Source organism: Streptococcus vicugnae (assembly GCF_016461705.1).
Lineage (GTDB): Bacteria > Bacillota > Bacilli > Lactobacillales > Streptococcaceae > Streptococcus > Streptococcus vicugnae.
In genome coordinates this window covers 1-26060 of record NZ_JAEMHW010000006.1, presented here as the reverse complement: position 1 = coordinate 26060, position 26060 = coordinate 1, and the positions used below count along the sequence as shown (strand labels likewise).

Annotated in this window: 25 protein-coding genes, 3 tRNA genes and 1 pseudogene; 2 read left to right on the top strand and 27 right to left on the bottom strand. The window is 36.8% G+C overall.

Translation table 11 applies throughout. The features are described 5' to 3' along the window. The first annotated feature begins 166 nt into the window (after positions 1-166). Positions 167-1039 carry an Rgg/GadR/MutR family transcriptional regulator gene (locus tag JG537_RS08755; protein ID WP_199544963.1) on the top strand — a complete coding sequence of 291 codons (873 nt, stop codon included), beginning with the start codon at positions 167-169 and terminating at the stop codon, positions 1037-1039. A gap of 4 nt (positions 1040-1043) precedes the next feature. Here the strand turns inward: JG537_RS08755 and JG537_RS08750 are convergent. The 11 genes and pseudogenes from JG537_RS08750 to tig all read right to left on the bottom strand — a co-directional run bounded on the left by JG537_RS08750 (position 1044) and on the right by tig (position 11515). After that, positions 1044-2265 (bottom strand): annotated as a pseudogene (locus JG537_RS08750) (MFS transporter). 299 nt (positions 2266-2564) lie between these two features. Then, complete coding sequence (locus JG537_RS08745) at positions 2565-4229, bottom strand: DAK2 domain-containing protein (protein ID WP_132869944.1); 1665 nt, start codon at positions 4227-4229, stop codon at positions 2565-2567. Continuing rightward, positions 4229-4594 (bottom strand): Asp23/Gls24 family envelope stress response protein, encoded by a 366-nt coding sequence (locus JG537_RS08740; protein WP_003063261.1) that lies wholly within the window; start codon positions 4592-4594, stop codon positions 4229-4231. The genes JG537_RS08745 and JG537_RS08740 overlap by 1 nt, the downstream gene beginning before the upstream one ends. 115 nt (positions 4595-4709) lie before the next feature. Beyond that, positions 4710-4898, bottom strand: a complete 189-nt coding sequence (rpmB, locus tag JG537_RS08735) for a 50S ribosomal protein L28 (RefSeq protein WP_002885786.1) — start codon at positions 4896-4898, stop codon at positions 4710-4712. Positions 4899-5072: 174 nt separating this feature from the next. Continuing rightward, a tRNA-Thr gene (locus tag JG537_RS08730) sits at positions 5073-5145 on the bottom strand. Positions 5146-5269: 124 nt separating this feature from the next. Next, positions 5270-6151, bottom strand: a complete 882-nt coding sequence (locus tag JG537_RS08725) for a class II fructose-bisphosphate aldolase (protein ID WP_199544961.1) — start codon at positions 6149-6151, stop codon at positions 5270-5272. A gap of 226 nt (positions 6152-6377) precedes the next feature. Then, a tRNA-Leu gene (locus tag JG537_RS08720) sits at positions 6378-6463 on the bottom strand. A 59-nt stretch (positions 6464-6522) separates the two neighbouring features. Then, a complete protein-coding gene (locus tag JG537_RS08715) occupies positions 6523-7452 on the bottom strand; it encodes an alpha/beta hydrolase (RefSeq protein ID WP_199544959.1) in 930 nt (309 codons plus the stop codon). Positions 7453-7579: 127 nt separating this feature from the next. After that, positions 7580-9184 (bottom strand): CTP synthase, encoded by a 1605-nt coding sequence (pyrG, locus tag JG537_RS08710; RefSeq protein ID WP_132868813.1) that lies wholly within the window; start codon positions 9182-9184, stop codon positions 7580-7582. A 280-nt stretch (positions 9185-9464) separates the two neighbouring features. After that, positions 9465-10037, bottom strand: a complete 573-nt coding sequence (gene rpoE / locus JG537_RS08705; protein WP_074482812.1) for a DNA-directed RNA polymerase subunit delta — start codon at positions 10035-10037, stop codon at positions 9465-9467. 194 nt (positions 10038-10231) lie between these two features. Further along, entirely contained in the window at positions 10232-11515 is a 1284-nt protein-coding gene (tig, locus tag JG537_RS08700) for a trigger factor (RefSeq protein WP_074482811.1), read from the bottom strand. A 173-nt stretch (positions 11516-11688) separates the two neighbouring features. Here tig and JG537_RS08695 point away from each other — a divergent pair, with 173 nt between their 5' ends. Continuing rightward, complete coding sequence (locus JG537_RS08695) at positions 11689-12531, top strand: mechanosensitive ion channel family protein (RefSeq protein WP_199544957.1); 843 nt, start codon at positions 11689-11691, stop codon at positions 12529-12531. 49 nt (positions 12532-12580) lie between these two features. Here JG537_RS08695 and JG537_RS08690 read toward each other — a convergent pair whose 3' ends face one another. The 16 genes from JG537_RS08690 to JG537_RS08615 all read right to left on the bottom strand — a co-directional run bounded on the left by JG537_RS08690 (position 12581) and on the right by JG537_RS08615 (position 26052). Continuing rightward, positions 12581-13144, bottom strand: coding sequence for a TIGR01440 family protein (locus JG537_RS08690; protein ID WP_199544955.1), 564 nt, complete (start codon positions 13142-13144; stop codon positions 12581-12583). Positions 13145-13162: 18 nt separating this feature from the next. Beyond that, complete coding sequence (locus JG537_RS08685) at positions 13163-13630, bottom strand: ECF transporter S component (RefSeq protein WP_199544953.1); 468 nt, start codon at positions 13628-13630, stop codon at positions 13163-13165. Beyond that, a complete protein-coding gene (locus JG537_RS08680; RefSeq protein WP_199544951.1) occupies positions 13617-14384 on the bottom strand; it encodes a bifunctional hydroxymethylpyrimidine kinase/phosphomethylpyrimidine kinase in 768 nt (255 codons plus the stop codon). Before JG537_RS08680 ends, JG537_RS08685 begins: the two co-directional genes overlap by 14 nt. Continuing rightward, positions 14374-15123, bottom strand: coding sequence for a tRNA pseudouridine(38-40) synthase TruA (gene truA, locus JG537_RS08675; protein ID WP_074482805.1), 750 nt, complete (start codon positions 15121-15123; stop codon positions 14374-14376). The genes JG537_RS08680 and truA overlap by 11 nt, the downstream gene beginning before the upstream one ends. A gap of 114 nt (positions 15124-15237) precedes the next feature. After that, positions 15238-16008: an alpha/beta fold hydrolase gene (locus JG537_RS08670; protein ID WP_132869226.1), complete on the bottom strand. Its 771-nt coding sequence runs from the start codon at positions 16006-16008 to the stop codon at positions 15238-15240. Between the two features lie 61 nt (positions 16009-16069). Beyond that, positions 16070-17212, bottom strand: a complete 1143-nt coding sequence (gene dnaJ, locus JG537_RS08665) for a molecular chaperone DnaJ (protein ID WP_132869225.1) — start codon at positions 17210-17212, stop codon at positions 16070-16072. 353 nt (positions 17213-17565) lie between these two features. Beyond that, entirely contained in the window at positions 17566-19395 is a 1830-nt protein-coding gene (gene dnaK, locus JG537_RS08660; protein ID WP_074870077.1) for a molecular chaperone DnaK, read from the bottom strand. 89 nt (positions 19396-19484) lie between these two features. Next, the gene (gene grpE / locus JG537_RS08655) at positions 19485-20024 is read right to left on the bottom strand and encodes a nucleotide exchange factor GrpE (protein ID WP_132869224.1); all 540 of its coding nucleotides are present in this window, start codon (positions 20022-20024) and stop codon (positions 19485-19487) included. 45 nt (positions 20025-20069) lie between these two features. Continuing rightward, complete coding sequence (gene hrcA, locus JG537_RS08650) at positions 20070-21104, bottom strand: heat-inducible transcriptional repressor HrcA (RefSeq protein ID WP_132869223.1); 1035 nt, start codon at positions 21102-21104, stop codon at positions 20070-20072. Positions 21105-21238: 134 nt separating this feature from the next. Beyond that, positions 21239-21829, bottom strand: coding sequence for a glycoside hydrolase family 73 protein (locus tag JG537_RS08645; protein WP_199544950.1), 591 nt, complete (start codon positions 21827-21829; stop codon positions 21239-21241). Beyond that, positions 21826-22596: a M15 family metallopeptidase gene (locus tag JG537_RS08640; RefSeq protein ID WP_132869749.1), complete on the bottom strand. Its 771-nt coding sequence runs from the start codon at positions 22594-22596 to the stop codon at positions 21826-21828. Before JG537_RS08640 ends, JG537_RS08645 begins: the two co-directional genes overlap by 4 nt. Beyond that, positions 22580-23284, bottom strand: coding sequence for a histidine phosphatase family protein (locus JG537_RS08635; RefSeq protein ID WP_199544948.1), 705 nt, complete (start codon positions 23282-23284; stop codon positions 22580-22582). The genes JG537_RS08640 and JG537_RS08635 overlap by 17 nt, the downstream gene beginning before the upstream one ends. A gap of 218 nt (positions 23285-23502) precedes the next feature. Then, on the bottom strand, positions 23503-24840 hold the full coding sequence (locus tag JG537_RS08630) for a PFL family protein (RefSeq protein WP_093816022.1): 1338 nt from the start codon (positions 24838-24840) through the stop codon (positions 23503-23505). 11 nt (positions 24841-24851) lie between these two features. Further along, entirely contained in the window at positions 24852-25118 is a 267-nt protein-coding gene (locus JG537_RS08625; RefSeq protein WP_021141631.1) for an ACT domain-containing protein, read from the bottom strand. 234 nt (positions 25119-25352) lie between these two features. Continuing rightward, positions 25353-25829, bottom strand: a complete 477-nt coding sequence (locus JG537_RS08620; RefSeq protein WP_199544946.1) for a sigma-70 family RNA polymerase sigma factor — start codon at positions 25827-25829, stop codon at positions 25353-25355. Positions 25830-25978: 149 nt separating this feature from the next. Next, positions 25979-26052, bottom strand: a tRNA-Asn gene (locus tag JG537_RS08615). Between the last annotated feature and the right edge of the window lie 8 nt (positions 26053-26060).

Here is a 26060-nt window from a genome sequence, read left to right as displayed (position 1 = left end):
TCCATGTTAACACTTTATAAAATAAAGTCAAGATAATTTTCAGAAAATTTTGTTAGTTAACAATTTTCTTTCTATTGAATATTGATATATCAACATTCCTTGGAGAAAAGATTTTTTTCTGCTAAAATATAAATAAATATGAAGTCATAAGTGTAAGGAGATAATATTGAGTCAGTTAAATAACTTTGAATTGGGAGAACTATTTCGTGATCTTAGATTAGCTAGAGGCTTAAAAATGAAAGATATTGCTAATGAACATCTCTCACAATCACAGTTATCAAAATTTGAGAATGGTCAAACCATGCTGTCAGCTGATAAATTATTAATTGCTATTTCTGCGATACACATGAGTTTAGCTGAGTTTGAACAAGCTTATCACCAATATGAATCTTCTTCATTCTTTAAACTTGCTCAAAAAGTTGCAAAATATCATTCTAAAAAAGATATCAAAGGACTTGAAAATATCTTATACACATATGATAAATTTACTGAATCAAATGATAGCTACAATCAGCTCAATAAATTAGTTATCCACTGTGCTATTCACAATTTAAACCAAGATTACTTCATATCAAAAAAAGACGCAGAATTAATCACAACTTATCTTTATAGTATCGAAGAATGGACAGAGTATGAACTCTTTATCTTCGGTAACACTTTACAAATCTTATCAGATGAAGATCTTATCTTCCTTGCTAAAGCATTCACTAAGAGAGAATCTATTTATTTATCCATTCCAAACAACAGACATCGAGCACAGCTCGTACATTTAAATATTATTTTTACACTACTAGAAAGACAATTATTCTGTGACGCTAATTACTTCATTATCCAGCTTGAAAAATTATTAGACTCTCAAGATATGTTTGTAAAAACTATTCTTATGTTTCTAAGAATGGTGCTTAATTACCAAGAAGGAGAAAATAATATCAAAAACATAGAAAACTATATTTTTTCCCTTAAAAATTTTGGTTACATAGAAATAGCAGATTTTCTTGAAGAAAATCTTCAATTATTACTTTATAAAAAGAAGTCTTGAAATGTTAAGACTTCTTTTTATAAATAAACATACTAAATAAAATAAGTAAAACAGCATATGCCAATAATCCAATATAAGCTAGGTGAATATTAATAGTTGATAGAGTTGGAAATATTAAACTTGTAACTGGAGGAGCTAATACTAAAAGAGAGTTAACGCTAGTCACTATCCCCCCCAATTCTTTCAACAGGATATCAATTCACAACATCCGCTGAAAAGCGAGGCGAAACTATACCTAATAAAAAAGCAAGAAAAGCATTTCCACCCCAAATTATCCAAATACTATTCATTACAAACCCAAGTCCAACTAATAAAATCGCTAAATCAGCCAAGATATTAATAATAAAAATAGATTGCTTTTTGAATATCTTATTTGCTAAACCATTTCCTATAATCATAAAAAATATGATGATTCCCGACAAAATTGAAATCTTTAAAGGCTTACTTAGAGTTGCAAGCTCACAATTTTCTTTGATAAATAAGGCAAATAATGGTGTTAAACCACCAAAAAAACCATTTAACATTGCTAACTGAACCAAATTGATAAAAAATACATGGTCAGTCAAAAATGATTTAAAATTCTCCTTAACAACCCGAAAAGCATTTTTTTCCTTGGAGATCGTCATATTGCTCTCGTACATCTTAAGTTGTGGATGAATCATCCAATAAAATATAGCAACTATTAAAAAAACTATAGCATTTGTCGCAGCTAAAGAAGATTCACTAAAAACTAATAACAAAGAAGCACCAATAAAAGTAGATAAAATCGTTACAAGTTGCGTTCCTAAACTAACAAGTCCTTGTGCCTCCTGCATATTTTCTGGTTTTACCAAAGTCTTGGTAAAAGGTGAGAATAACGCCGTTGAATAATTTCCGCTAACATCTGATAACAGATTAAAAAACGCTGCTAAAAAAATTAACATTACGGTCGGTGGGTATCTAAAAATAAAAGCAATACCAAGGTACATCAATACTCTAAAAAGTGAACTTGATACTAACTGACGCAATTTCTGTTCTTGCTTATCAGCAATAGGACCTAAAAATAGACTAATCAAAATTGGAAGAGTTTCTGAAGCTGACACAACCATAACAGCTAAACTAGCATCTTTCAAGGAAGCTGCTATAGTTAACATAGCTGTATAAAATAATCTATCCCCAACTTTTGAAAGCAAGTTTATGCCCACTAAACGTGAAAAAAGTTTATTATTTTTAAAAAAATATCGCATAAATTTCCTATATTTATTCTATTAATCAAATTAAAAATTCGTCTGTTCATCTGACTCAATTTTTAGTAGTTCAGAATAAACTCTTGACTATAAATCATCAAAGAAATTATTCAATTCACTTAACTACCTTTTAGAACTACTTTTTATCTGCTTTAATTTCAATTTTACTACCTCAACTTCTTTCAATAATCATAACACAGTAAAACTATATCTACAGTTTTTTTCAAATATGAATATTTCAAAAACACAAAAAAAGAAAGCACCGAAATGCTTTCTTTTATCTTTTATTAAATACTATATTATTCAACACTCATCAAGTATGGATAAACTGGTTGTTTACCGTCGTGAATTTCAACTTCAACATCTTCGTAAGTTGATTCAAGGTAATCAGCCATTTCTTCAGCCAATTCTTGACTTCCTTCTTCACCAACATAGATAGTGATAATTTCGCTATCTTCATCGATCATTTTCGCGAATGTTTCTTTCAAAGTAGCTGTCATATCAGGGTTTGAAACCACGATTTTACCATCAACCATACCAAGGTTGTCATCTTTGTGGATTTCAAGACCGTCGATAGAAGTATCACGAACAGCAAGTGTCACACTACCACTAACAACATCAGAAAGGCTAGCCGTCATAGCTTTAACATTTTCTTCCAATGATTGTGTTGGGTTGAAAGCTAACAAACTTGTAAATCCTTGAGGTACAGTACGTGTTTCAACAACTGCGGCTGGAACTTCAGACACTTCTGCTGCTGATTGTGCAGCCATAAAGATATTTTTGTTATTTGGCAAGATGATAACATTTTTAGCGTTAACAGCATCAATTGCTTTAACGATATCTTCTGTAGATGGATTCATTGTTTGACCACCTGAGATAACGTAGTCAACACCTTGTGACTTAAAGATATCAGCTAATCCGTCACCAGCACATACTGCCACGATAGCGAAGTCTTTTTCTTCTTGGCTAACAGGTGCTGCTTGAGTTTTCTCAAGAACAGCATCGTGTTGGTTACGCATGTTATCAACTTTAACTTTTTTAAGAGCACCGTACTTAAGACCCTCTTGAAGGACAAGACCTGGATCTTCTGTATGGACGTGAACTTTAGCAATTTCATCATCGTTTACTAAGATAAGAGAATCACCTAAACCACTCAAAAAGCCTTGGAACTCTTCATAGTTGAATTCTTTAACGTAAGTAGGACCTTGTTTAAGAGCAACCATGATTTCTGTACAGTAACCATACTTGATATCTTCAGTTGCAACGTGTTCTGCTACTGATTTGTGGTGTTCAGCGTTAATCATTTCAGTCATAACTGCTGGAGTTGCTTTAAAGTCTTCAGAAGCAATGTATTCACCAGTCAATGCAGCCAAGAAACCTTCGTAGATGAAGACCAAACCTTGACCACCTGAGTCAACAACACCAACTTCTTTCAAAACAGGAAGCATTTCTGGTGTTTTAGCCAATGCGCCTTTGGCTCCATCAAGTGCTGCGCGCATAACTTCAACAGCATCATCAGTTTCTTCAGCTTTTTTAAGCGCAGCTGTAGCAGCACCACGAGAAACAGTCAAAATAGTACCTTCTACAGGTTTCATAACAGCTTTATAGGCTACTTCAACACCTGATTGGAAAGCATGAGCAAGATCTTTACCAGTCAATTCTTCTTTATCTTTGATTGCTTGACTAAATCCACGGAATAATTGAGATGTAATAACACCTGAGTTACCACGTGCTCCCATCAAAAGACCTTTTGAAAGGATTTGTCCAACTTCTCCAACAGTAGATGCAGGTTTATCTGCAACTTCTTTGGCACCATTTTCAATTGTCATTCCCATGTTAGTTCCTGTATCACCATCTGGTACAGGGAAAACGTTAAGGGAGTTTACATATTCTGCTTGATTTCCAAGACGGGTGCTAGCAGCTTGAACCATTTCTTGGAATAAACTTGTTGTAATATTTGACACTAATCTTCTCCTACAACTTTAATATTTTGTACGTAAACATTCACCATGTCTGCTGAAAGGCCAAGTTGATTTTCGAGGTTGAACTTGACACGTTCTTGAATGTTTTTTGATACCTCAGAAATTTTAACACCATATGACATTACAGTGTAAACATCGACTGAAATACCACTTTCTGTTGATTTGACAACAACACCTTTTGCGTAGTTTTCTTTACGCAGAAGCGCTTGAAAATTATCCTTAAGAGCACTCTTACTTGCCATACCAACAACACCAAAAATTTCTGTTGCTGAACCACCAACAACAGTTGCAATTACGTCGTCAGATAACTCAATTTGGCCATCTTTTGTATTAATTTTCACAGTCATATTTACTACCTCAAAAGTTTTTATCAGTTTATTTTACCATATATTAGCCGTATTGTAAAAAATTATGGAAAATTACCGGCTACAAAACAAAGAAAAAAGCCTTTCGGCTTTTATTTTATACGCGTTCAACTTTACCAGATTTAAGCGCACGAGCTGATGCCCAAACTTTTTTAGGTTTTCCATCTACAAGAATAGTAACTTTTTGAAGATTTGGTTTAACTGCACGTTTTGTTTTGTTCATTGCGTGTGAACGGTTGTTTCCTGATACAGTCTTACGACCTGTGAAATAACAAACTTTAGCCATTTTATCTGCGTCCTCCTACTTAGATTATAGGTGTTTTACACCACATACCATAAAATGATAACATATTGACCATATTTTAGCAAGCTTTTTAGCCAATAATCATTAAAATATTTTTAGAAAAAGCTCTCTATTTTCCAAAAATAAAAAGCCCCATCGGGACTTTTTTACCTCTTCTGCCGATTGCAGGAATTGAACCTACGACCTACGCGTTACGAGTGCGTTGCTCTACCGACTGAGCTAAATCGGCTAACAGGTTCATTATAGCACTCACTAAAAAAATGTCAACAAAAGAGTTAATTCTCCTATAAAATGTATCGAGAGCACAAAAAAACTTCCCAAAAGGGAAGTTTTTTCAACGAAACGAAGTCTGATTAAGCTTTGTTAGCTGAACCAAATACGTCGATACGTTCTTCAACAGCTTCAGTAATAGCTTCGAAACCTGGTTTCAAGAATTTACGTGGGTCGAAGAGTTTTTTCTTATCGTATTCTTCTTCGTTTGCTTCGTATTCAGCAACAAATTTACGAGTAGCTTTAGCGAATGCGATTTGGCATTCAGTGTTAACGTTAACTTTAGCTACACCAAGTTTGATAGCTGCTTGAATTTGATCGTCAGGGATACCTGATCCACCGTGCAATACGATTGGGAATCCTGGAACAGCAGCAGTTAATTTTTCAAGGTGATCAAGGTGAAGACCTTTCCAGTTTGCTGGGTATGGACCGTGGATGTTACCGATACCTGCTGCAAGGAAGTCGATTCCTGTAGCAACCATAGCTTTAGCATCTTCGATTGGAGCAAGTTCGCCGTCACCAACGATACCGTCTTCTTCACCACCGATAGTACCAACTTCAGCTTCAACTGAAACGCCTTTAGCGTGAGCTTTAGCTACAACTTCTTTAGCTTTTTCAAGGTTTTCTTCAAGTGGAAGGTGTGAACCGTCGAACATAACTGAAGTGTAACCAACTTCGATACATTCCAATGCATCTTCAAAGTGACCGTGATCAAGGTGAATAGCAACTGGTACAGTGATACCCATTGATTCTACAAGGTTTTCGATAAGTGTTTTACAAAGTTTGTAACCACCCATGTATTTTGCAGCACCCATAGAAGTTTGGATAAGAATTGGAGCTTTTTTAGCTTCTGCTGCACGCAAGATTGCTTGAGTCCATTCAAGGTTGTTTGTGTTAAATCCACCAACCGCATATCCGTTTTCACGGGCAGCTTTGATAAATTTTTCCGCTGAAACGATTGCCATTATATAGGCCTCCTATTTATTTTTTGGGATATACCCTTTTTATATGTACATTCTATCACAAATTAAAAAAGATTGCTAGCTTTACTTACAATTTGACTAATTTTCTGTGAAAAAAGCAGCGTAAAAAAGAAAATATTTTCATATATTCTCAAAGCTTTCATTTATTGCTTTCACCTATAATTTTACAGGCACAAAAAAAGACAAGCACTCTCTGGCTTGTCTACTCTGCGGAAAGAGGGACTTGAACCCTCACGATCTAAAGCGATCACAGGATCCTTAGTCCTGCGCGTCTGCCAATTCCGCCATTTCCGCTGTTCCTTAACAACATATAAAATTATATCAGCTATTCACATTCCTGTCAACACTATTTTTCATTTTTTTTGCAAAAAAGCTGAAATTGTTTCAATGTATGTTTTAGGATCACTTTCAAACGATTTGGCATGCGCAGCACCTTTAGCTATATAAAGGTCTTTATAGCCTTTTGTTGCACGATAGTTTTTGTAAACCATACTTGTTGGTACAAAGTAATCTTCACTTCCGTGGATAAAAAGAATTGGTCGCGTATTATTTTTTAATTGGTTAACACAACTTGCTTGCCCATAAGAAAAGCCTGCTCTAACTTTTGATACTGCAGAAACTTCATAAAGAATTGGAAAGGCTGGCAAATTATACATTGCTTTTGCTTGATATTTCAACTCATCCCAAACACTACTATAGCCGCAGTCTTCAATAATATTAACTACCTGTTTTGGTAAGTTTTCCTCACCTGAAGCCATCATAACAGAAGCTCCACCCATAGAAACTCCAAATAACGTAATTTGACTATCAGAATTTTCTTCAACCAATAACTGCGCCCATTTTACAATATTTAGACGATCATTCCATCCGTACCCGATGATTTGACCTTCACTGTCGCCATGGGACATATTATCTGGCATAAGGACATTGTAACCTAGTTCATGAAACATCCAGGCATAAGGTTTCATATCTTCTTTTGCGCTTGTAAAGCCGTGAACAACAATTGCTGTTTTATTTGTTTCAGTTGCTGCTGGAACATACCAAGCATCTTGCTTTAATCCTTGATTAGTCATCCATCGCGTTTCTTTTGTTAACTGATCAAAACTTTGTTCGTAAGTGTATAGACTACTATCTTTTGGACGTGGTTTATTGTTAATAAAAGATTTTTCCTCGCGAATTTGTGCAACATGGAAGAAATAAAAACTTGCTCCAACACTTGCTACAAACACCAGAGCAATTATCCATAACAAAATACTACGTTTCCTTATTCTTAATTTTCTCATGCTCACTATTATACTATTTTTTCTTGAAAAGGGAAGACTTCTAATGTAACAATAACATTAAATAAAAAACACCCTCTAAACCTTAGAAGTGGTTAGAAGGGTGTATATTATTTAGTAATTTCTACTATTATTTACTATTTTCAATTGCCGCTGTGACGAAGGCTGTGTAAAGTTCTTCTGGACGGTTTGGACGGCTTTGAAGTTCTGGGTGATATTGAGCAGCCACGAAGAATTTTTTCTCTGGCAATTCAACAACTTCCATCAAACGGTTATCTGGTGATACACCTGAGAAGACGAATCCAGCAGCTTCAAATTGTTCACGGAATTTAGTATTAAATTCGTAACGGTGACGGTGACGACGTTGCACAACTTCTTGGTTGTTGTAAGCTTGTGCAGCACGTGAACCTGGTTTCAATTTACATGGGTAAAGTCCAAGACGAAGTGTTCCACCCATGTCTTCAATATCGATTTGATCACGCATGATGTCGATGATTGGGTATTTAGTATCTGGATCAAGCTCAGCTGAGTTTGCTCCTTCCATATTCAAAACGTGACGAGCAAATTCCACACATGTTAATTGCATACCAAGACAGATACCAAGCATAGGAACATCTTTTTCACGTGCATAACGGATAGCTTCGATTTTACCTTCTGTACCACGTTGACCAAATCCACCAGGTACGATGATACCATCAGCATCACCAAGCATTTCTTCAACGTTATCAGCAGTAAGATCGTTAGCGTTAACCCATTTAAGATCAATAGCTGTATCGTTAACATAACCTGAGTGTTTAAGTGCTTCAACAACTGAAAGGTAAGCATCTGGCAATTCAACGTATTTACCAACAAGGGCAATTTTAGTTGATTTCTTAAGGTTCATGATCTTATCAACCATTGCAGACCATTCTGACATATCAGCTTTTGGTACATCAAGTTTCAAGTGATCACAAACGATTTGGTCCATGTTTTGAGCTTGCATGTTAAGTGGAATTTGGTAAATGTGATCCACATCAAGTGACTCAATAACAGCTTCTGGAGCAACGTCACAGAATTGCGCCAATTTATTTTTAATGCCTTGGCCAGCTGGTTTTTCAGTACGGATAACCAACATATTTGGTTGAATACCAAGTCCACGCAATTCTTTAACTGAGTGTTGTGTTGGTTTAGTTTTCATTTCACCAGCAGCTTTAAGATATGGAAGAAGTGTTGTGTGGATGTACATAACGTTATCAGCACCAACATCTGCTTTCATTTGGCGAAGCGCTTCAAGGAATGGAAGACTTTCGATATCACCAACTGTACCACCAACCTCTGTGATGATAACATCAGAGTCAGTAGTTGTTGCAGCACGTTTGATTTTTTCTTTCAATGCGTCAGTGATATGTGGAATAACTTGGACAGTTGCTCCAAGGTATTCACCTTTACGTTCTTTACGAAGAACTTCACTGTAGATTTTACCAGTTGTAACGTTAGAATATTTATTTAAGTTAATGTCGATGAAACGTTCATAGTGACCAAGGTCAAGATCAGTTTCAGCACCATCGTCTGTTACATAAACTTCACCGTGTTGATAAGGACTCATTGTACCTGGGTCAATGTTAATGTATGGGTCAAATTTTTGGATAGTCACTTTAAGACCACGATTTTTCAAAAGACGACCAAGACTTGCAGCAACGATTCCCTTACCGATAGAAGAAACAACACCACCAGTAACAAAAATATACTTAGTCATTAAATAAAACTCCTTTAAAATAAAAAATGATAGCAAACGATAAGTGCTTGAAAAATTGAAAGCGAAAGAAAATCAAATAATTAACAAAATTATTCGATAAATGAAAAAAAGCAAATGGCCATTTACTTTTAGGAAAACAAAAATAGCTCCCTAAAAAGTTAGGGAGCTTTTCTCCGACCTCTAAAAAAGAGGTGCCCGAATAATACTATAAACTATCCTGAGACTTTTGTCAAATGATATGAATAAGTTTTTTTAATTTAAATTTCGGCGCTTGAAACGATTATTCTTCGTCTAAATCATCATCTTCATCATCTTCTTCGTTGATATCAACGTCTTCATCCAAGTCATCATCTGGGATGATTTCGTTGATTTCTGAATCGTATGATTCAACTTCAGATTTTTCGTCATCTGGATTTTCATCATCGTATTCCATGTCTGAAGATTTAGCAGAGTAATCATCGTCTTCTGGATCATCATCTGAATAATCAATAGCGTCTTCATCACCATCCATAAAGGCATTAACGCGTTTACGTTTGCGTTTTGGTGCACCATTTTCGTCATCTTCAAGTGTGATGATTTCTTCGTCGATTTCATCGATAGCATACCATGAACGAAGTCCCCATTTGTTATCGCCAAGTGGAATAAAGCTTCCGTCAACGTTCAATGCAGAGTAAAAATATGGTAAAGCTTCACGAATGTCTGCGTCTGATTTTTCGAGGTAGTTTTGAATCTCATTTACAAGATCGCTGAAATACATCTCATGATCACGTCCGCGTTCTTCTAAAATAGCACGAGCTACTTCGATCATTGAGAGTTCGCTTTTTTCTTGTCCAGCAAATACTTCTAATTCCAAGGTAATTCTCCTTATTAATCTTAGGATATGAGCAAACAGCCACAAAAACCCTATTATCTTAATTTTCGTTACTCTCTATTTTACGCTAATTTTGCCAATTCGTCAAAAGATTTATAAGAATTTCTGATAAAGGGCATAAAAAGCCAAGTAATCTACTGATTACCTGACTTTATAACTATTTATCTAAGGATAAATTATTTTACTTTAGCAGTGCTTGTTACAACTTCAACAGCTTTCTTCATAGCGATGTCGTGTTTAAGCATGTCTGCTGAAAGAAGGTTACGTACTTGTTCAACTTCCATGTTGTATTCTGAAGCAAGGTCGTTGATTTCTTTTTCGATTTCTTCATCAGAAGCTTCGAATCCTTCAGCTTTAGCGATAGCTTCGATAACAAGGTTAGTTTTAACACGTTTGTCAGCGTCAGCTTCGTATTGTTTGTGAAGATCTTCTTCAGTTGTACCAGTCAATTGGAAGTACATTTCTGGAGAGATACCTTGACGTTGCATGTTACCCATGAATTCGTTCATAGCGCGGTGAACTTCATCGTGAACCATTTCTTCTGGCAATTCAACGATTTCAGCGTTAGCAACAGCCAATTCAAGAGCAGCACCTTCAACAGCATCGTCAAATGCGATTTCTTTAGCTGATTCAAGTTCTTTACGGTATTTAGCTTTCAATTCGTCAAGAGTTTCAACTTCTTCATCGATATCTTTAGCCAATTCGTCGTCAAGAGCTGGAACTTCTTTAGCTTTAACTTCGTGAACAGTTGTTACGAATTTAGCAGCTTTACCAGCAAGATCTTCAGCTTGGTAGTTTTCTGGGAATGTTACGTTAACTTCTACAGTTTCACCTGCTTTAGAACCAACTAATTGGTCTTCGAAACCAGGGATAAATTGACCTGAGCCAAGTTCAAGTGAGAAGTTTTCACCTTTACCACCGTCGAATTCAACACCGTCAACTGAACCAACGAAGTCGATAACAACAGTATCACCAAGTTCTGCAGCACCTTCTTTAACGATAAGTTCTGCAAGGTTGTTGCGTTCGCGTTCAACTTTTTCGTCAACTTCAGCATCAGTTACTTCTTTAGAAGCTTCTACTGAAACTTCAAGGTTTTTGTAGTCACCAAGTTTAACTTCTGGTTTTGTAACAACTTCTGCAGTCAATGTCCATTCTTGACCTTTTTCCATTGATTGGATGTCAATTTTTGGTTGAGCAACAACATCAAGGCTAAGTTCTGCAACTGCTGCTTGGTATGCTTCTGGAAGAAGTGCGTTCAATGCATCTTCGTAAAGAGCTTCTTCACCAAATTGTTGGTTAAATACGGCACGTGGCATGTGACCTTTACGGAATCCAGGTGCATTCAAATTTTTCTTAACTTTGTTGAAAGCTTGATCAAGAGCTGGTTTGATTTTATCTTGACCGATTGTGAATGTAATCACGCCACGGTTAGTAGCTTTGTTTTCAAATGATACAGACATGAAGTCATTTCTCCTTAAAATTTTATATACAGTTTAGTTTACCATATTTTACGGGCTTTTTAAAGTTTTTTGTGCAAAAATCACCGGCAATTTAGTTGCCAATTCTTTCCAGTTTTCCAATCGAATCACACCAAAAGCTTGCCTGAGATTCATTTTTTTAATAAACTAAGGATATGAACATTATCTCAAAATATATCGAGCAACTTCAAGTAGAAGAAATTGCTGTAGAAATATTTTCTAAACTTGTTTCATTACTTCTACTCTTTGTTTTCTTCTTGATTGCTAAACGTGTTGCGAACTTTATTTTTAAACACGCAATCGAAAAATCAATTACCCTTTCTCGTCAAACAGAAGCTCGTCAAAAAACAATTATCAAGCTCTTGCATAATATCATGAGCTACACGATTTACTTTTTCTTACTCTATTGGGTACTAAGTATTATAGGCGTTCCCGTTTCTAGTCTACTTGCCGGGGCCGGACTTGCTGGTGTTGCACTTGGACTTGGTGCACAAGGATTTTTAACTGACCTTGTCAATGGATTTTTCATACTTCTGGAAAATCAATTTGAAGTTGGAGATTCAGTAGTCATCGGTTCGATTGAAGGAAATATCTCAAGTGTTGGTATCCGTACCACACAGATTCGTGGTTTCGATGGTACTTTGCACTTTATCCCCAATCGTAACATTACAGTCGTTTCAAATAAATCACGTGGTGATATGCGTGTACAAATCGATATTCCAATCTACGCTCATACTGACTTAGAAAAAGTTTCAGATATTATTAAAACAATTAACCAAGAGCAATTAGAAAATTACCCTGAAATCGTTGGTAGTCCAACAATTCTTGGACCACGTACTAACAGCACAGCTCAGTTGGTGTTCCGTATTGACATTTTCGTTCAAAACGGTAAACAAAGTTACATCTACTCAAACTTTTATCGTCTTTACCAGGAAGCTCTTTTGGAAAATGACATTCATTTGCCAACAATGTACGCTAACCCAACTCTTACCAAATAATTTAAGTATCAAAAAGGTTGAAGCCACTTAACTTCAACCTTTTCTTTTTTTAAAATTTTCGAATAGGATCTGCTGTATAAGTTGCACGCGCCCCACCGATTAATTTTGGTCGGCTAGCAAGCGCTGTAACATGAGCACCGCCTAATTCACGTTGGATAGGAATTAGTGGAACTTGCACGCGCTTCACATGCATACCAATAAAAGTATCTCCAATATCTAAACCAGCGTGGGCCACAATTTCTTCAACTTCAACTGGGTCTTGCATAAATTTAAAAGCAGCTACTTGTCCACTACCACCAGCATGTAAATTAGGGATAACATTAACAATCTCTAAATCTTTATTTTCAGCTAATTCACGTTCAACTGTTAAAGCACGATTTAAATGTTCACACCCCTGAACAGCTAGGTAAATTCCTCGCGCATTCAATTCTTCGAGAATTGTTTTAACAATCACTTCACCAATTTCAGCGCTGCTATTTTTACCAATTAAACCACCTGCTACCTCGCTAGAAGATAAACCAAGCACAAAAATTTGTCCTTTTTTAATCGCAGATCGTTCAATAATATCAACAACAATTGCTCGTGTTTGTTTTGCTAATGCTTCTAAGTTCATTTCAAGCCTCCAATTTAATTACTTTTCAAAACGTCGATAAGCCAAGTAATAAACCAAATAACCGACTAACATACCAAAGAAGTTTTGTAAAAGATTCCCTGGAATGCTAGCCCAAGCTGCACCCCAACCATACCCTAAAAGTAGAGCTGCCAAGAAATACCAACCCACCATAGCGATACTAGATAAGACAAGTCCCAAAAAACGTTTTTTGCCAATCCACCCCGCAAAATAACCTTGAGTGCCATGAGCAATCAAGCTATGAAGCATATATTGAGGATAACCTAGCAATAGATCAATCAAAAATCCTGATAAACCGCCAACAACAGCACCAGACTTTGCCCCTAAGTAGTAAGCCGTGAAATAAATCCCAACGTCAAGAAGTGTTAAATAACCTGTCGGTGTTGGAATATGAATATAAGCTAGAACCACACTTAAAGCAGTCAAAACAGCTAAGAGGGTTAACGTTTGTGTCTTAGTCTTCTTCATAATTTTGTTTCACCCCATATTGATCTGAATGACGAATTGCTTGGAAAACAAAGTCCTTAGACAATGCCACAGCTTCTTTCGGAGATTTCCCTAAAACAATTTGACTTGCAATACTTGATGCGAAAGTACAACCAGCGCCAATATTATTCGTATCAAGAACAGGCGTTTCAAAAATAGAAATTTCTTTACCATCATAAAAGACATCAATCGCCTTTTCCTCACTCAAACGATTGCCACCTTTGATGACAACATTCTTAGCGCCTAACTCATGTAAACATTTAGCAGCAGCTTTCATATCATCTAAAGATTTGATTGACATTTGGGTCAATAGCTCAGCTTCCACCAAATTTGGTGTAACAATTGTGGTATAAGGAAAAAACTTCAAAAGTTCATCACGCAAAGCTGAAACCTCAACATCATGTTTTTCTTTACAAACCAAAACAGGGTCTAAAACCACTGGAATTTCTGTGTGCTTTTTAACAAAATCAAGCGCTAAATCAGCAACTTTAACGTTTGGTAGCAAACCTAGTTTAATCCCTGAAAAAGGAACATCTTTGAGACTATTTAATTGATGAGAAAAGATTGCCTCATCTGTCGCAAAGACCTCAAAACCTTTATCTGTTAAAGCTGTTAAACAAGTGACAGCTAAAAAACCATGTAAATGATTAGTAGTGTAAGTCGCCAAATCAGCATAAAGGCCACCACCACTAAAAATGTCATTCCCAGAAATCGCTAAAACGTACTTATTCGTCATAAATAATCTCCTTCAAATAAAGACCATTTCCCGCTGCCGTAGGACCAGCTAAATCACGATTTTTAGACTCTAGAACAGTTCTAATCTGACTAACTGGCATACGGCCATTCCCAATTTTCAGCAAAGTTCCAACCATATTACGAACCTGCTTATAAAGGAAACCATTTCCACTGAAAGTAAAGACAAAGAAGCCAGTTTTTTCATCAATCGTAACCGTTGCGCGCGTAATCGTACGAACTTTATTTTCTACAGAAGTCCCTGAAGCTGTAAATCCCGTAAAGTCATGAGTCCCAACTAAATCCTTTATCGCTTCCTGCATCAAAGACAAATCCAAAGGATATGGATAGTGCGTCGCATAGTGACGCATCATGGGATTTTTGGGACGACCAGCATCGACTAAAAATTCATAAGTTTTACTGTGCTTGTTATAGCGAGAATGAAACTCATCACTGACTTGTTCAATTTTTACAACATCAATATCTTCTGGAGATTGTGTGTCTAAACCAAAACGTAATTTTTCCACATCTCGCAATTGTGGTAAATCAAAATGAACCACTTGCCCATAAGCATGAACACCAGAATCCGTACGGCCAGCACCATGTACTTTAACAGGATTGCCGCTATTTAATCTTTGTAACGTTTTTTCAAGTTCTTCTTGAACTGAACGTTCACTCGGCTGACGCTGAAAACCAGCAAAAAGTCTACCGTCATAAGAAATTGTTGCTTTATATCTTACCATGTGTGTATTTTATCATCTTCCTAGGAGACTTTCCAGAAAATTTAGAACAGACTGTCCCCGTACAGATTTTAACATAAAAAAAGAGATTGGAAAACAGAGTCCAGTCTCAATTTTTTAAGCCTGTAAACAAGCAGCAATGCTTCTAGCAAGTCCTGAAGGATTTTCCCAAGCCATTGAATGCCCTGCTTCTTCAACAATTTCCAAAGGAATATTAGCCTCAGATAAGCTAGCATAATCAGCATCTGGTAAAGAATTTCTTCCAAAAATAACTGTCTTTGATAATTTCAGCCCATACAATAACTGACGCCAAGATTGCTCTCCACCTTGCACAGCATTAACTGATAGTCGATGAACAGCATAAGGTGCCCACTGTGCTAAGGTTGCTGCCCACATATTATTTCCAGATATTTGACTATCTTCTAACACCTTAGAAAATCCAAAATCAATAAAATCTTTCTCAGAATATGTCGCAATTTCAAAACTTGAACTTCCAGAAACGCTCGCATCTAGATTAGGTTCACTTAGAATTAACTTCTCAACTCTATCTAAACAAAGGTTAGCTAACTCAATAGCAATTGGCCCACCTAAGCTATGTCCAAAAATCGTAAGCTTTGTTAAATCCAATGATTCAACAAAAGATTTCAAATAAGCAGCATGTAAACTGACACGATAGTCAAAACCTTCTGGTTTATCGCTGTAACCTCCTCCCAATAAATCGATAAGTAAACAACGATGATTTTTTAAACATTCCTGAGAAACAACTTCCCCATAATCAAAAGAGCCAGCACAGCCTAAACCATGTATAAATAAAATCGGACTACCGTCACCTGGAAAATCTTGATAGCGCATATAAGCATTTTGGTCGTCAATAAAGTATTCTTTCATAATCTCCCCTTCTATAAAAAAGAGACCGGAAAATAGATTCCAACCTCTTTTTAGTTTTCAATTATTCACCATCAAAGGCGTCTTTAACTTTGTTGAAGAAACCTTTTTTCTTAAGATTTCCAACTTTGTCGCCACCTGCTTGCGCAAATTGTTTAAGAGCTTCAACTTGTGCATCGTTAAGTTTTGTTGGTGTCACAATATTAACCGTAACGTGTTGGTCACCTTGACCACCACCACGCAATTTAGGAGCACCTTTACCACGGAGTCGGAAAGTCTTACCAGTTTGAGTACCAGCTGGAATTGTCATTTCAACATCGCCATGAACAGTTGGTACTTCTACTGTATCACCAAGTGCTGCTTGAACAAAACTGATGTTCATGTTGTAGTAAATTGTTGAACCATTTCGTTCAAATTGCTTACTTGGCAAGACATTGATAATAACAAAGAGGTCACCATATGGGCCACCGTTAAATCCAGCTTCACCTTGACCTTGCAAGCGAATTTGTTGACCAGTTTCAACACCTGCTGGAATTTTAACAGACACTTTGTGTGTTTTCTTTTCATGACCAGTACCATGACATGTTGGACATGGATCTTTAATCTCTTTACCAGTACCATGGCAGACATCACAGGTTACTTGACGACGCATCATACCAAGCGGTGTTTGTGTATCAACGTTAATAACACCTGAACCATGACAGCGACTACATGTCACAGGGCTAGTTCCTGGTTTTGCACCTGAACCGTGACATGTTGAACATGTTGATTCACGGTTGTAAGTTACTTCTTTTTCAACACCAAAAACAGCTTCTTCAAATGTCAAATTAACACGGTATTGAAGGTCATCCCCTTGGCGAGGCGCATTTGGATTTCGCATACCGCCGCCTCCGCCAAAGAAACTTGAAAAGATGTCTTCAAAGCCACCGAAACCACCGCCATCAAAGCCACCAAAGCCACCGCCTGCTCCACCACCGAAGCCACCATTAGCTCCAGCAGGACCATATTGGTCATAAGCAGCACGTTTTTGTTCATCACCTAGAGTCTCGTAAGCTTCTTGAACTTCTTTATATTTTTCTTCTGCGCCAGGTTCTTTATTAATATCTGGGTGATATTTTTTAGACATTTTTCGATAAGCTTTTTTAATTTCAGCTTGCGAAGCATCTTTAGACACACCCAAACGATCGTAAAATTCTGTATTGTTCATAATTATGATATTAAGCTGTTAAGCGACTCAAAGAAAAATAGGAAACCGTCCGACGATGCTTGCATCTAGGTAAAGTTTATCTTTTTTCATAGAGTCGTAGGCGTATTCAAATATATAAAATAACTTTTACGCCTTTTCAGCCCGTGTTCATTTCTGAACACTTTTCCTTTCTTCATCATTCAAAATAATTCAATAGCTTCTCTATTTATCCAAAAACAGAGGTTGATGTTTTGCAACCTCTGAATTTTTATAACCTACCGAGAAATGAGGCATACCAGCCTCATCCAGCCAGTAAGTCACTAAAGATTGTTAGAGTAAGTTTGGAAACTCACTCGTAACATCTCTTAAATGAATTATTTTTCAGTGAATTCGCCGTCTACAACGTCATCGCCATTGTTTGATGAATCAGTTGATTGTGCACCTTCAGCACCTTGTGCTGCTTGTTGTGCTGCAGCAGCTTGTTCGTACATTTTAACTGCAAGAGCTTGAGCTTTTTCGTTAAGAGCTTCAAGTTTAGCTTTCATATCTTCAAGATTGTTAGCTTCTTGAGCAGCTTTCAATTCATCAAGAGCAGCTTGGGCAGCATCACGTTCTGTATCGAAACCTTTACCTTCAGTTTCTTTGATTGTTTTTTCTGTTGCAAAGATAGCTTGGTCAACTTCGTTACGAAGATCAACTTCTTCTTTACGTTTAGCATCAGCTTCTGCGTTAGCTTCTGCATCTTTCATCATTTTTTCAATTTCTTCATCAGTCAAACCTGAGTTAGATTGGATAACGATGTGTTGTTCTTTTTGAGTACCAAGGTCTTTAGCTTTAACAGACACGATACCGTTTTTATCAATATCAAATGTTACTTCGATTTGAGGGATACCACGAGGTGCAGCTGGGATATCAGTCAATTGGAAACGACCAAGAGTTTTGTTATCAGCAGCCATTGGACGTTCACCTTGAAGAACGTGGATATCTACAGCTGGTTGGTTATCAGCAGCAGTTGAGAAGACTTGTGATTTTGAAGTTGGGATTGTAGTGTTACGGTCAATAAGTTTTGTGAAGACACCACCCATAGTTTCGATACCAAGTGACAATGGAGTTACGTCAAGAAGGACCACGTCTTTAACATCACCGGTGATAACACCACCTTGGATAGCAGCACCCATAGCAACTACTTCATCAGGGTTAACTGATTTATTTGGTTCTTTACCAGTTTCAGCTTTAACTGCTTCAACAACGGCAGGGATACGTGTTGAACCACCAACAAGGATAACTTCATCGATTTCAGAGATTGAAAGACCTGCATCTGAAAGTGCTTGACGAACTGGAGTTTTAGTACGTTCTACAAGGTCGCGAGTCAAATCATCAAATTTAGCACGTGAAAGGCTTGTTTCCAAGTGAAGAGGTCCAGCAGCACCAGCAGTAATGAATGGAAGTGAGATTTGTGTTTGAGTAACACCTGAAAGATCTTTTTTAGCTTTTTCAGCAGCATCTTTCAAACGTTGAAGAGCCATTTTGTCTTGGCTAAGGTCAATACCATTTTCATTCTTGAAGTCAGCAACTAACCAATCAATGATTTTTTGGTCGAAGTCATCACCACCAAGTTTGTTATCACCTGCTGTAGCAAGTACGTCAAAGACACCATCACCAAGTTCAAGAATAGATACGTCGAATGTACCACCACCAAGGTCAAATACCAAGATTTTTTCATCTTTATCAGTTTTATCAAGACCATATGCAAGAGCAGCTGCAGTTGGTTCGTTAACGATACGTTCTACTTCAAGACCAGCAATTTTACCAGCGTCTTTAGTTGCTTGACGTTGAGCATCGTTGAAGTATGCAGGAACTGTGATAACTGCTTTTGTCACTTTTTCACCAAGGTAATCTTCAGCATAACCTTTAAGGTATTGAAGAATCATTGCTGAGATTTCTTGTGGAGTGTATTCTTTACCATTTGCAGATACTTTTTCAGAAGTACCCATTTTAGATTTGATAGAGATTACTGTATCTGGATTAGTTACTGCTTGACGTTTTGCAGCATCACCAACAATGATTTCACCATTTTTGAATGAAACAACTGATGGAGTTGTACGGTTACCTTCTGGGTTTGCGATAATTTTTGATTCAGTTCCTTCAAGAACTGCAACAGCTGAGTTTGTTGTACCTAAGTCAATACCAATAATTTTAGACATGTTCTATCCCTCTTTTTATTATGAATTTATCGTTTTATGCTTTCAGTTATAGTTTAACGACATTGCGGTCAAGTCGTTGTTACTAATAATTAGTTGTAAACAACAACCATAGCCGGACGCAATAGGCGTTCGTGAAGTTTATAACCTTTTTGAAGAACTTGAGCAATGCTATCCACTGGATGTTCATCATCCGCTGGAAGTGTTTGAACCGCCATATGCAAATTGTGGTCAAAGTTTTCAACAACAACTTCTTCGACACCTTCTTCGTTAAGTGCACGAACCAAGCTGTCACGTGTCATCTCAAGACCTTTTTTAACATCGTCAGTCAAACCTTCAACAGCAAGTGCTCGTTCCAAATTATCCAAACTTGGCAAGATTGCTTTAGCTAAATCTTGTGAACGATATTTTTGCAATTGTTGACGCTCTTCGTTAGCACGACGTTGAATATTTTGCATTTCAGCATGCGCACGAAGGTATTTATTTTCAAAATCCTCAGCACGCTCAAGTGCTTTTTGCAATTCTTCATTCTGAGCATCTTCTTGAGGCTGCTCTTCTACTTTTTCTTCAGTCACAACATCAGTGACTTCAACTTCTTCTTGAAGTTCTTCATTTTTGATTTCTTCTGACACTGTGTCCCTCCCTATCTTTTTATCAATTTAATTCAATTACTAAACTTAGTTGACCTCGTAGTGATTACTATTAAGATATCTGTAGTAATCACCAAGTTTCATCGCTAAAACACGCCCGATAACATTGACCAGACTAACACTTCGACGATAATCCATATCAATAGGACCAATTAAGCTAAGAAGCCCAAATCCACGATAAGGAATCAGAAACTTATGTGTCAAAACAGTCACATTAGCTAAAGCTGGTTCTTGACTATCCGCAACTTGAACATTAGCAATTTCATCTTCTTTCATCGAAGAACGAAGAGCAACTGCCACTCTTTGATCATCATCCAAGAAACGATAAGTTTCTAAATCTGCATAATCAAGCGAATTAACCTTACCAGCTACAAAAACTAATTCCCTGAACAATTCTGCAAAAATATAGTCAAACAAATCTAAAACATTATCCGTGACTGTAAAGTATTTTTGCAAAACCTGTGGAATTTCTGTTCGTAACTTATAATGAATATCCATAACCGTGCGACCTAGCAAACGTTCATCAACGATTTCTTTCAAGGTTACCAAATCCTTTAACATAAAGTTCTTTGGAATAGCAAATTGAATAGTTGCTGGTTTGGATTCATCTAAGGTCAAGACAGCTAAAGCGTCATGACTTGATAGCTGAACAATATCAAAAGCTGTTAATTTTTGACGAGCTGGCTCAACATCCAAAATTACTGATGTATAACCAGTCATATCAGCCAAAACCTGACTAGCTTTTTGTAAAATATCATCAAGTTTGAAAGCTTCAAAATCAAAGGCCTTAACCACTTGATAAATATCACGTTCATCAATACTATCAAGACTCAATGAATGCTCAACAAAGTACTTAAATCCAGCAGCACTCGGCATTCGTCCACTAGACGTATGAGCCTTCTCAAGCAGACCTAATTTCTCAAGTTTAGCCATATCATTACGAATCGTGGCACTACTTGAATCAATAGTAGCTTGCAAAGTTTTAGAGCCGATAGGTTCATGCGTCTGCGTAAATAATTCGACGATTAGATTCAGAATTTCACTTTGACGTTGCGTAATCATAACCTCGCCCCTTTCCACTTTTAGCACTCATTTACCTCGACTGCTAATTTATAATTCTATTATACTCCTCTAAAAAGCAGTGTCAAGGAAAAAGCATAAAAAATTAGCACTCTTTTTGATAGAGTGCTAATCTGTTATTTATCGTATGTCGTTAAGCTATTTTCTTCAATAATATTAATCAATTTACTAGCATAATTAGGGTCTGTACTAAAGTTCATATCCTGTAATGCTTGTGCAGGTTTCTTATAACCTTTATTAGAAACCATAATATCATAAGCACCCTCGCTATTGCGAATTTTACCTGATTTCAGCAAATCAAAATAATCGTAAATAGCATCATCCCAAGATTTATAAACAGCAAATTGGCCAATTTCAGTTTGCCACTCATTGACAAAATAACGTTTGTATTTCAAAGTCACAGGTTTATTTCCTGGCTGCGCAGAAACAGCAAAGAGATTATGATATTTTACAGCTAGCAAATTTTGACCATAATCAGATTCTAACGCTGCTTGTGCCATCACCAATGACGGACGCACGCCATAAGCTTCTGCCACTTCTTGAACCGTTGGTGCAATGTCAGCAAAAAATTCCGACTTATTATAGGAAACTTTTTGTGTTTTATTTGCACTAGGTGTTGCTTGGTGAGCATATAGCGGTGAAAAAATACCTAGAACCAAAACAGCCAAAAATACAAGAAATTGAACAAAAGAGAATCGAGATTTCATCGTTTATTCTCCTTCAACAAAGCAATGTATTCTTCAAGGCTAAGATTATTATCAGTCATGTATTTTGCTGATTCTTTACCAACATAACGGAAGTGCCAATCTTCATAATCAACACCTGTTGACTCACTTTTTCCTTTTGGAAAACGAAGAACAAATCCATATTCAGGTGCGATAGTTTTCACTTTTTCAACAACGTCAGTATCACTTTGGTTGAGATAATTAACTGTACTCATATCCATTGCAAGTCCCGTCTGATGCTCACTAGCACCTGCTGGTTGAGAATAGGTTTTAACCAAGTCCTCCGCAGCAGATTGTGTCAGACTCGGATCAGCTGACATTTCTTGTGAAACGTATGAATTGAACAATTCTTCTTGATAAGCAACACTTCGATAGCCAGAAATCAAATGTTCATTAGCATCAATAGCTTGCGCTGCAGCTAAGAAACTACGAACATTGTCAGCAATACGTGAATCAACAGTAATGTTGTCAATTTGTGTCAAATCTGGATCCATCTCTGGTGTAACATGATTGCGATTAACCAAAACCAATGCCCAATCATCACTTGAAACATTAGGTAAATCAGATGTTTTCGTTTTAGCAGTTACTGAAGAAGACTTCGTAGAGACATTTTGACTCACAGAAGTACTTTTAGTATTTCTACCTAGTGTTAATCGGTCACCTTGGACAAAAATAAAAATTCCAGCAACAAAAATGATAATAATTAATAACCCTAAAATTAAGGTTGGTAAACTACGCTTTTTTCTCATCTTTTCTTTCTTCTAATAATTGTCGACCTCTGAGACGATAACTGACATCTCCAATCGATTCAATAATAAATTTGCCATTCTCAAAACTAACAATTGTCACACTACCATTATCTATTCCCAAACCTCTTGGTGTCGTAGGATCTACCAGCCACAAAAAAGTACCAATAGTCATGCCATGACTAACTACAATGGCATTACCACCACCTGATGCCTCAACTTTTTTAGCGATAGCCGTAAATCCTTCTAGAATCCGACTACTCAATACTTCCCAGGTTTCAGCCCAACCAGCAGTATCAACTTTATAAATACCTTCTGCCAATTCTTCATAAGTGAGCTTAGTCATATCCTTGTCAAAAACACGAGGAAGAACACCATTAAACAATTCACCATCGTAACCACCATCTAGACTACCAAAACACCACTCGCGAATTCGTTTATCACGCGTGTAAGGAATATCTTCTTGATGACACTCTCGCAGAATAATTTCCATTGTTTGCAAAGTTCGCCCACTATCACTCGAAAAAGCTTCTTTAAATATTAAACCAGCGTCTTTTAATCCGACACCAAGTTCCTGAATACCACTTTCACCTTCAGTCGTCAGCGGAGTATCGCTCCACCCTTGCGCACGACCGATTGTGTTAAACATTGTCTTACCATGACGAGCAATATACAACCTTGTTTTTACCATTGGCTTCCTCCTAAAAACTAGAAACAAACAGGGATAGCTATAACAAAATCAACATTAATTTTAAGACCTTAATGCCACTTTATTATATCATATTTTTTCATTGCTTCTTTCTTCAAAACACAATCTTGATTAAGAAAATGATGAAGCCTTTCAGACAAAAAACTAGGGTAGTAAATCTTTCTACCCTAGATATTATATGACTGAAAATAATCAACAAGTTAGTTTTTAAAGCTATGAACCGGCGCAGGAATTTGTCCACCTCGATGAATAAAATCAGCAGATGAATTGTGATTAACACGCATAACAGGTGCGGCACCGAGAAGACCACCAAATTCAATCATATCGCCTTCTTTACCTTTTGGAATAATACGTACAGCTGTTGTTTTTTGGTTAATGACACCAATAGCCGCTTCATCAGCAATCATAGCAGCAATTGTTTCATGAGGTGTATCCTCAGGAATAGCAATCATGTCCAAACCAACAGAACAGATAGCAGTCATAGCTTCAAGTTTTTCTAAATTAAGAGAACCATTTTGAACAGCAGCAATCATTCCTTCATCTTCAGAAACTGGAATGAAAGCACCTGATAGACCACCGACTTGGTTACAAGCCATGATTCCACCTTTTTTAACTTGGTCATTCAAAAGCGCAAGAGCTGCAGTTGTACCGTGAGTACCAACTGCTTCAAGTCCCATTTCTTCAAGAACACGAGCGACAGAATCCCCAACAGCTGGTGTAGGAGCAAGTGAAAGGTCAACAATACCAAATTTAACCCCTAAACGTTCACTAGCCATTTGACCAACTAATTGACCGATACGAGTAATTTTGAAGGCTGTTTTCTTAACAGTTTCTGCAACAACATCGAAGCTTTCACCTCGAACTTTTTCAAGAGCACGTTTGACAACACCAGGACCAGAAACACCGACATTAATGACAACATCCGCTTCACCAACACCATGGAAAGCACCAGCCATGAAAGGATTATCCTCAACCGCATTGGCAAACACAACTAATTTCGCAGCGCCTAAATCAGACAATTGAGCAGTTTCTTTAATCACACGTCCCATATCAGCAACTGCTGTCATATTAATACCTGATTTTGTTGAACCAATATTGACTGATGAACATACTTTTTCTGTCTCAGCAAGTGCACGAGGAATAGAATTAATTAAAATTTCATCACCTTTTTGGTAACCTTTTTGAACCAAAGCAGAAAATCCACCAATGAAATCAATACCAATTTCATGTGCAGCTTTATCCAAAGCATGGGCAAGAGGAAGATAATCTGTCGCATCAGTTGCAGCACCAATAATTGAGATTGGTGTTACAGAAACACGTTTATTTACAATCGGAATACCAAGTTCGGCGGCGATTTCATCACCAACTTTTACGAGTGAACCAGCTTTTTCGACAACTTTTTTGTAAATTTTATCGGCAGCTTTGTTAATATCAGGATCAATACAATCAAGAAGAGAAATTCCCATAGTAATTGTACGAACATCGAAATTTTGCTCTTCAATCATTGCAATCGTTTCAGTAACTTGTCTAATATCCACAATTAGCCTCCTTAAATATTGTACATGGCGTCAAAAATCGCTGCACTTTGAATGTTAATTTTGACGTTCAAAGTTTCTCCATAAGCTTCAAATTCAGAACGTAATTTTGTAAAATCTTGTTTTTCATCAGATGAAACAACAGCCATCATTGTAAAGAAATCATCTAAAACAGTCTGAGAAATATCATCAATATTCAAACCAAATTCAGCAATTTTAGCTGAAACACCTGCTACAATACCTGCTTTATCTTTTCCGACAACAGTAATAATTGCTTTCATGAGAAGCCTCCAAAACTAATATTTGTTCAATTTTACCACAATTTTCTGAAAAATTCCATTTAATTAGCAAAATAATTCGCTAAAAGCGAATTATTTTTGATATTTTTAGACAAATATTCTGTTTTTGTTGATAAATCTATCTAAAAGAAGCCGTGCGAGCACTCTACCAATCATTCTTCCAAGCAGAATAAAAAAAAGAAGATCAGAAATCTCTGATCTTTTTTCAATTGATACTTATGGTTTAAAATCCGCAAAGTAAGGGGCAATTTCGGTTAAAAAAGCTTTCTTCCCTTCAAATCGTTCCCCACGAATAACCTTAGCTAACTTCTCTTTGGCTTCTTCTCCCAAGCTTGCACGCAAACGAGCTAAACTATCTCGATAGGCCACATAATCAGCTACTTCTAAAAAACTAACTTGTGGCACAGAATGACTGATTTCACCAATTTCCTCATAAGGCATACGATTAAACTTACGTTTAAAGGACTCCTGATGTCTGATAGTATCCTTAACATGATTTGAAAATTTTGTTTTAAAATAAGTGTATCGTTTCCCCTCATTGATAAAAAGATCAGGGTGAGCCTGCAAGAGTTGGAAGAAGACAATCCGTCCCTCTTGTATCCAGTCCTCATAATCCCAGAGTTTTACAAAGTAGTGACGTCTTAATTTTAAAACAATTGGTAAAACCGTTTGAAAATATGCTTCAAAATCCATTAATCCATTTCTCCTTTTATTATTCCCTTAAAGGTACATTCATTATAAAAGGAAAAGTCAAAAAGGAACATGACAAAAATGTCCAAATCATACCTAAAGCCACAAAAAAAGCAACCCGAAGGTTGCTCATTACGTCTACCGCTTTAAAACTCCGCCAGTAGGACTCGAACCTACGACATCATGATTAACAGTCATGCGCTACTACCAACTGAGCTATGGCGGATAAATGCT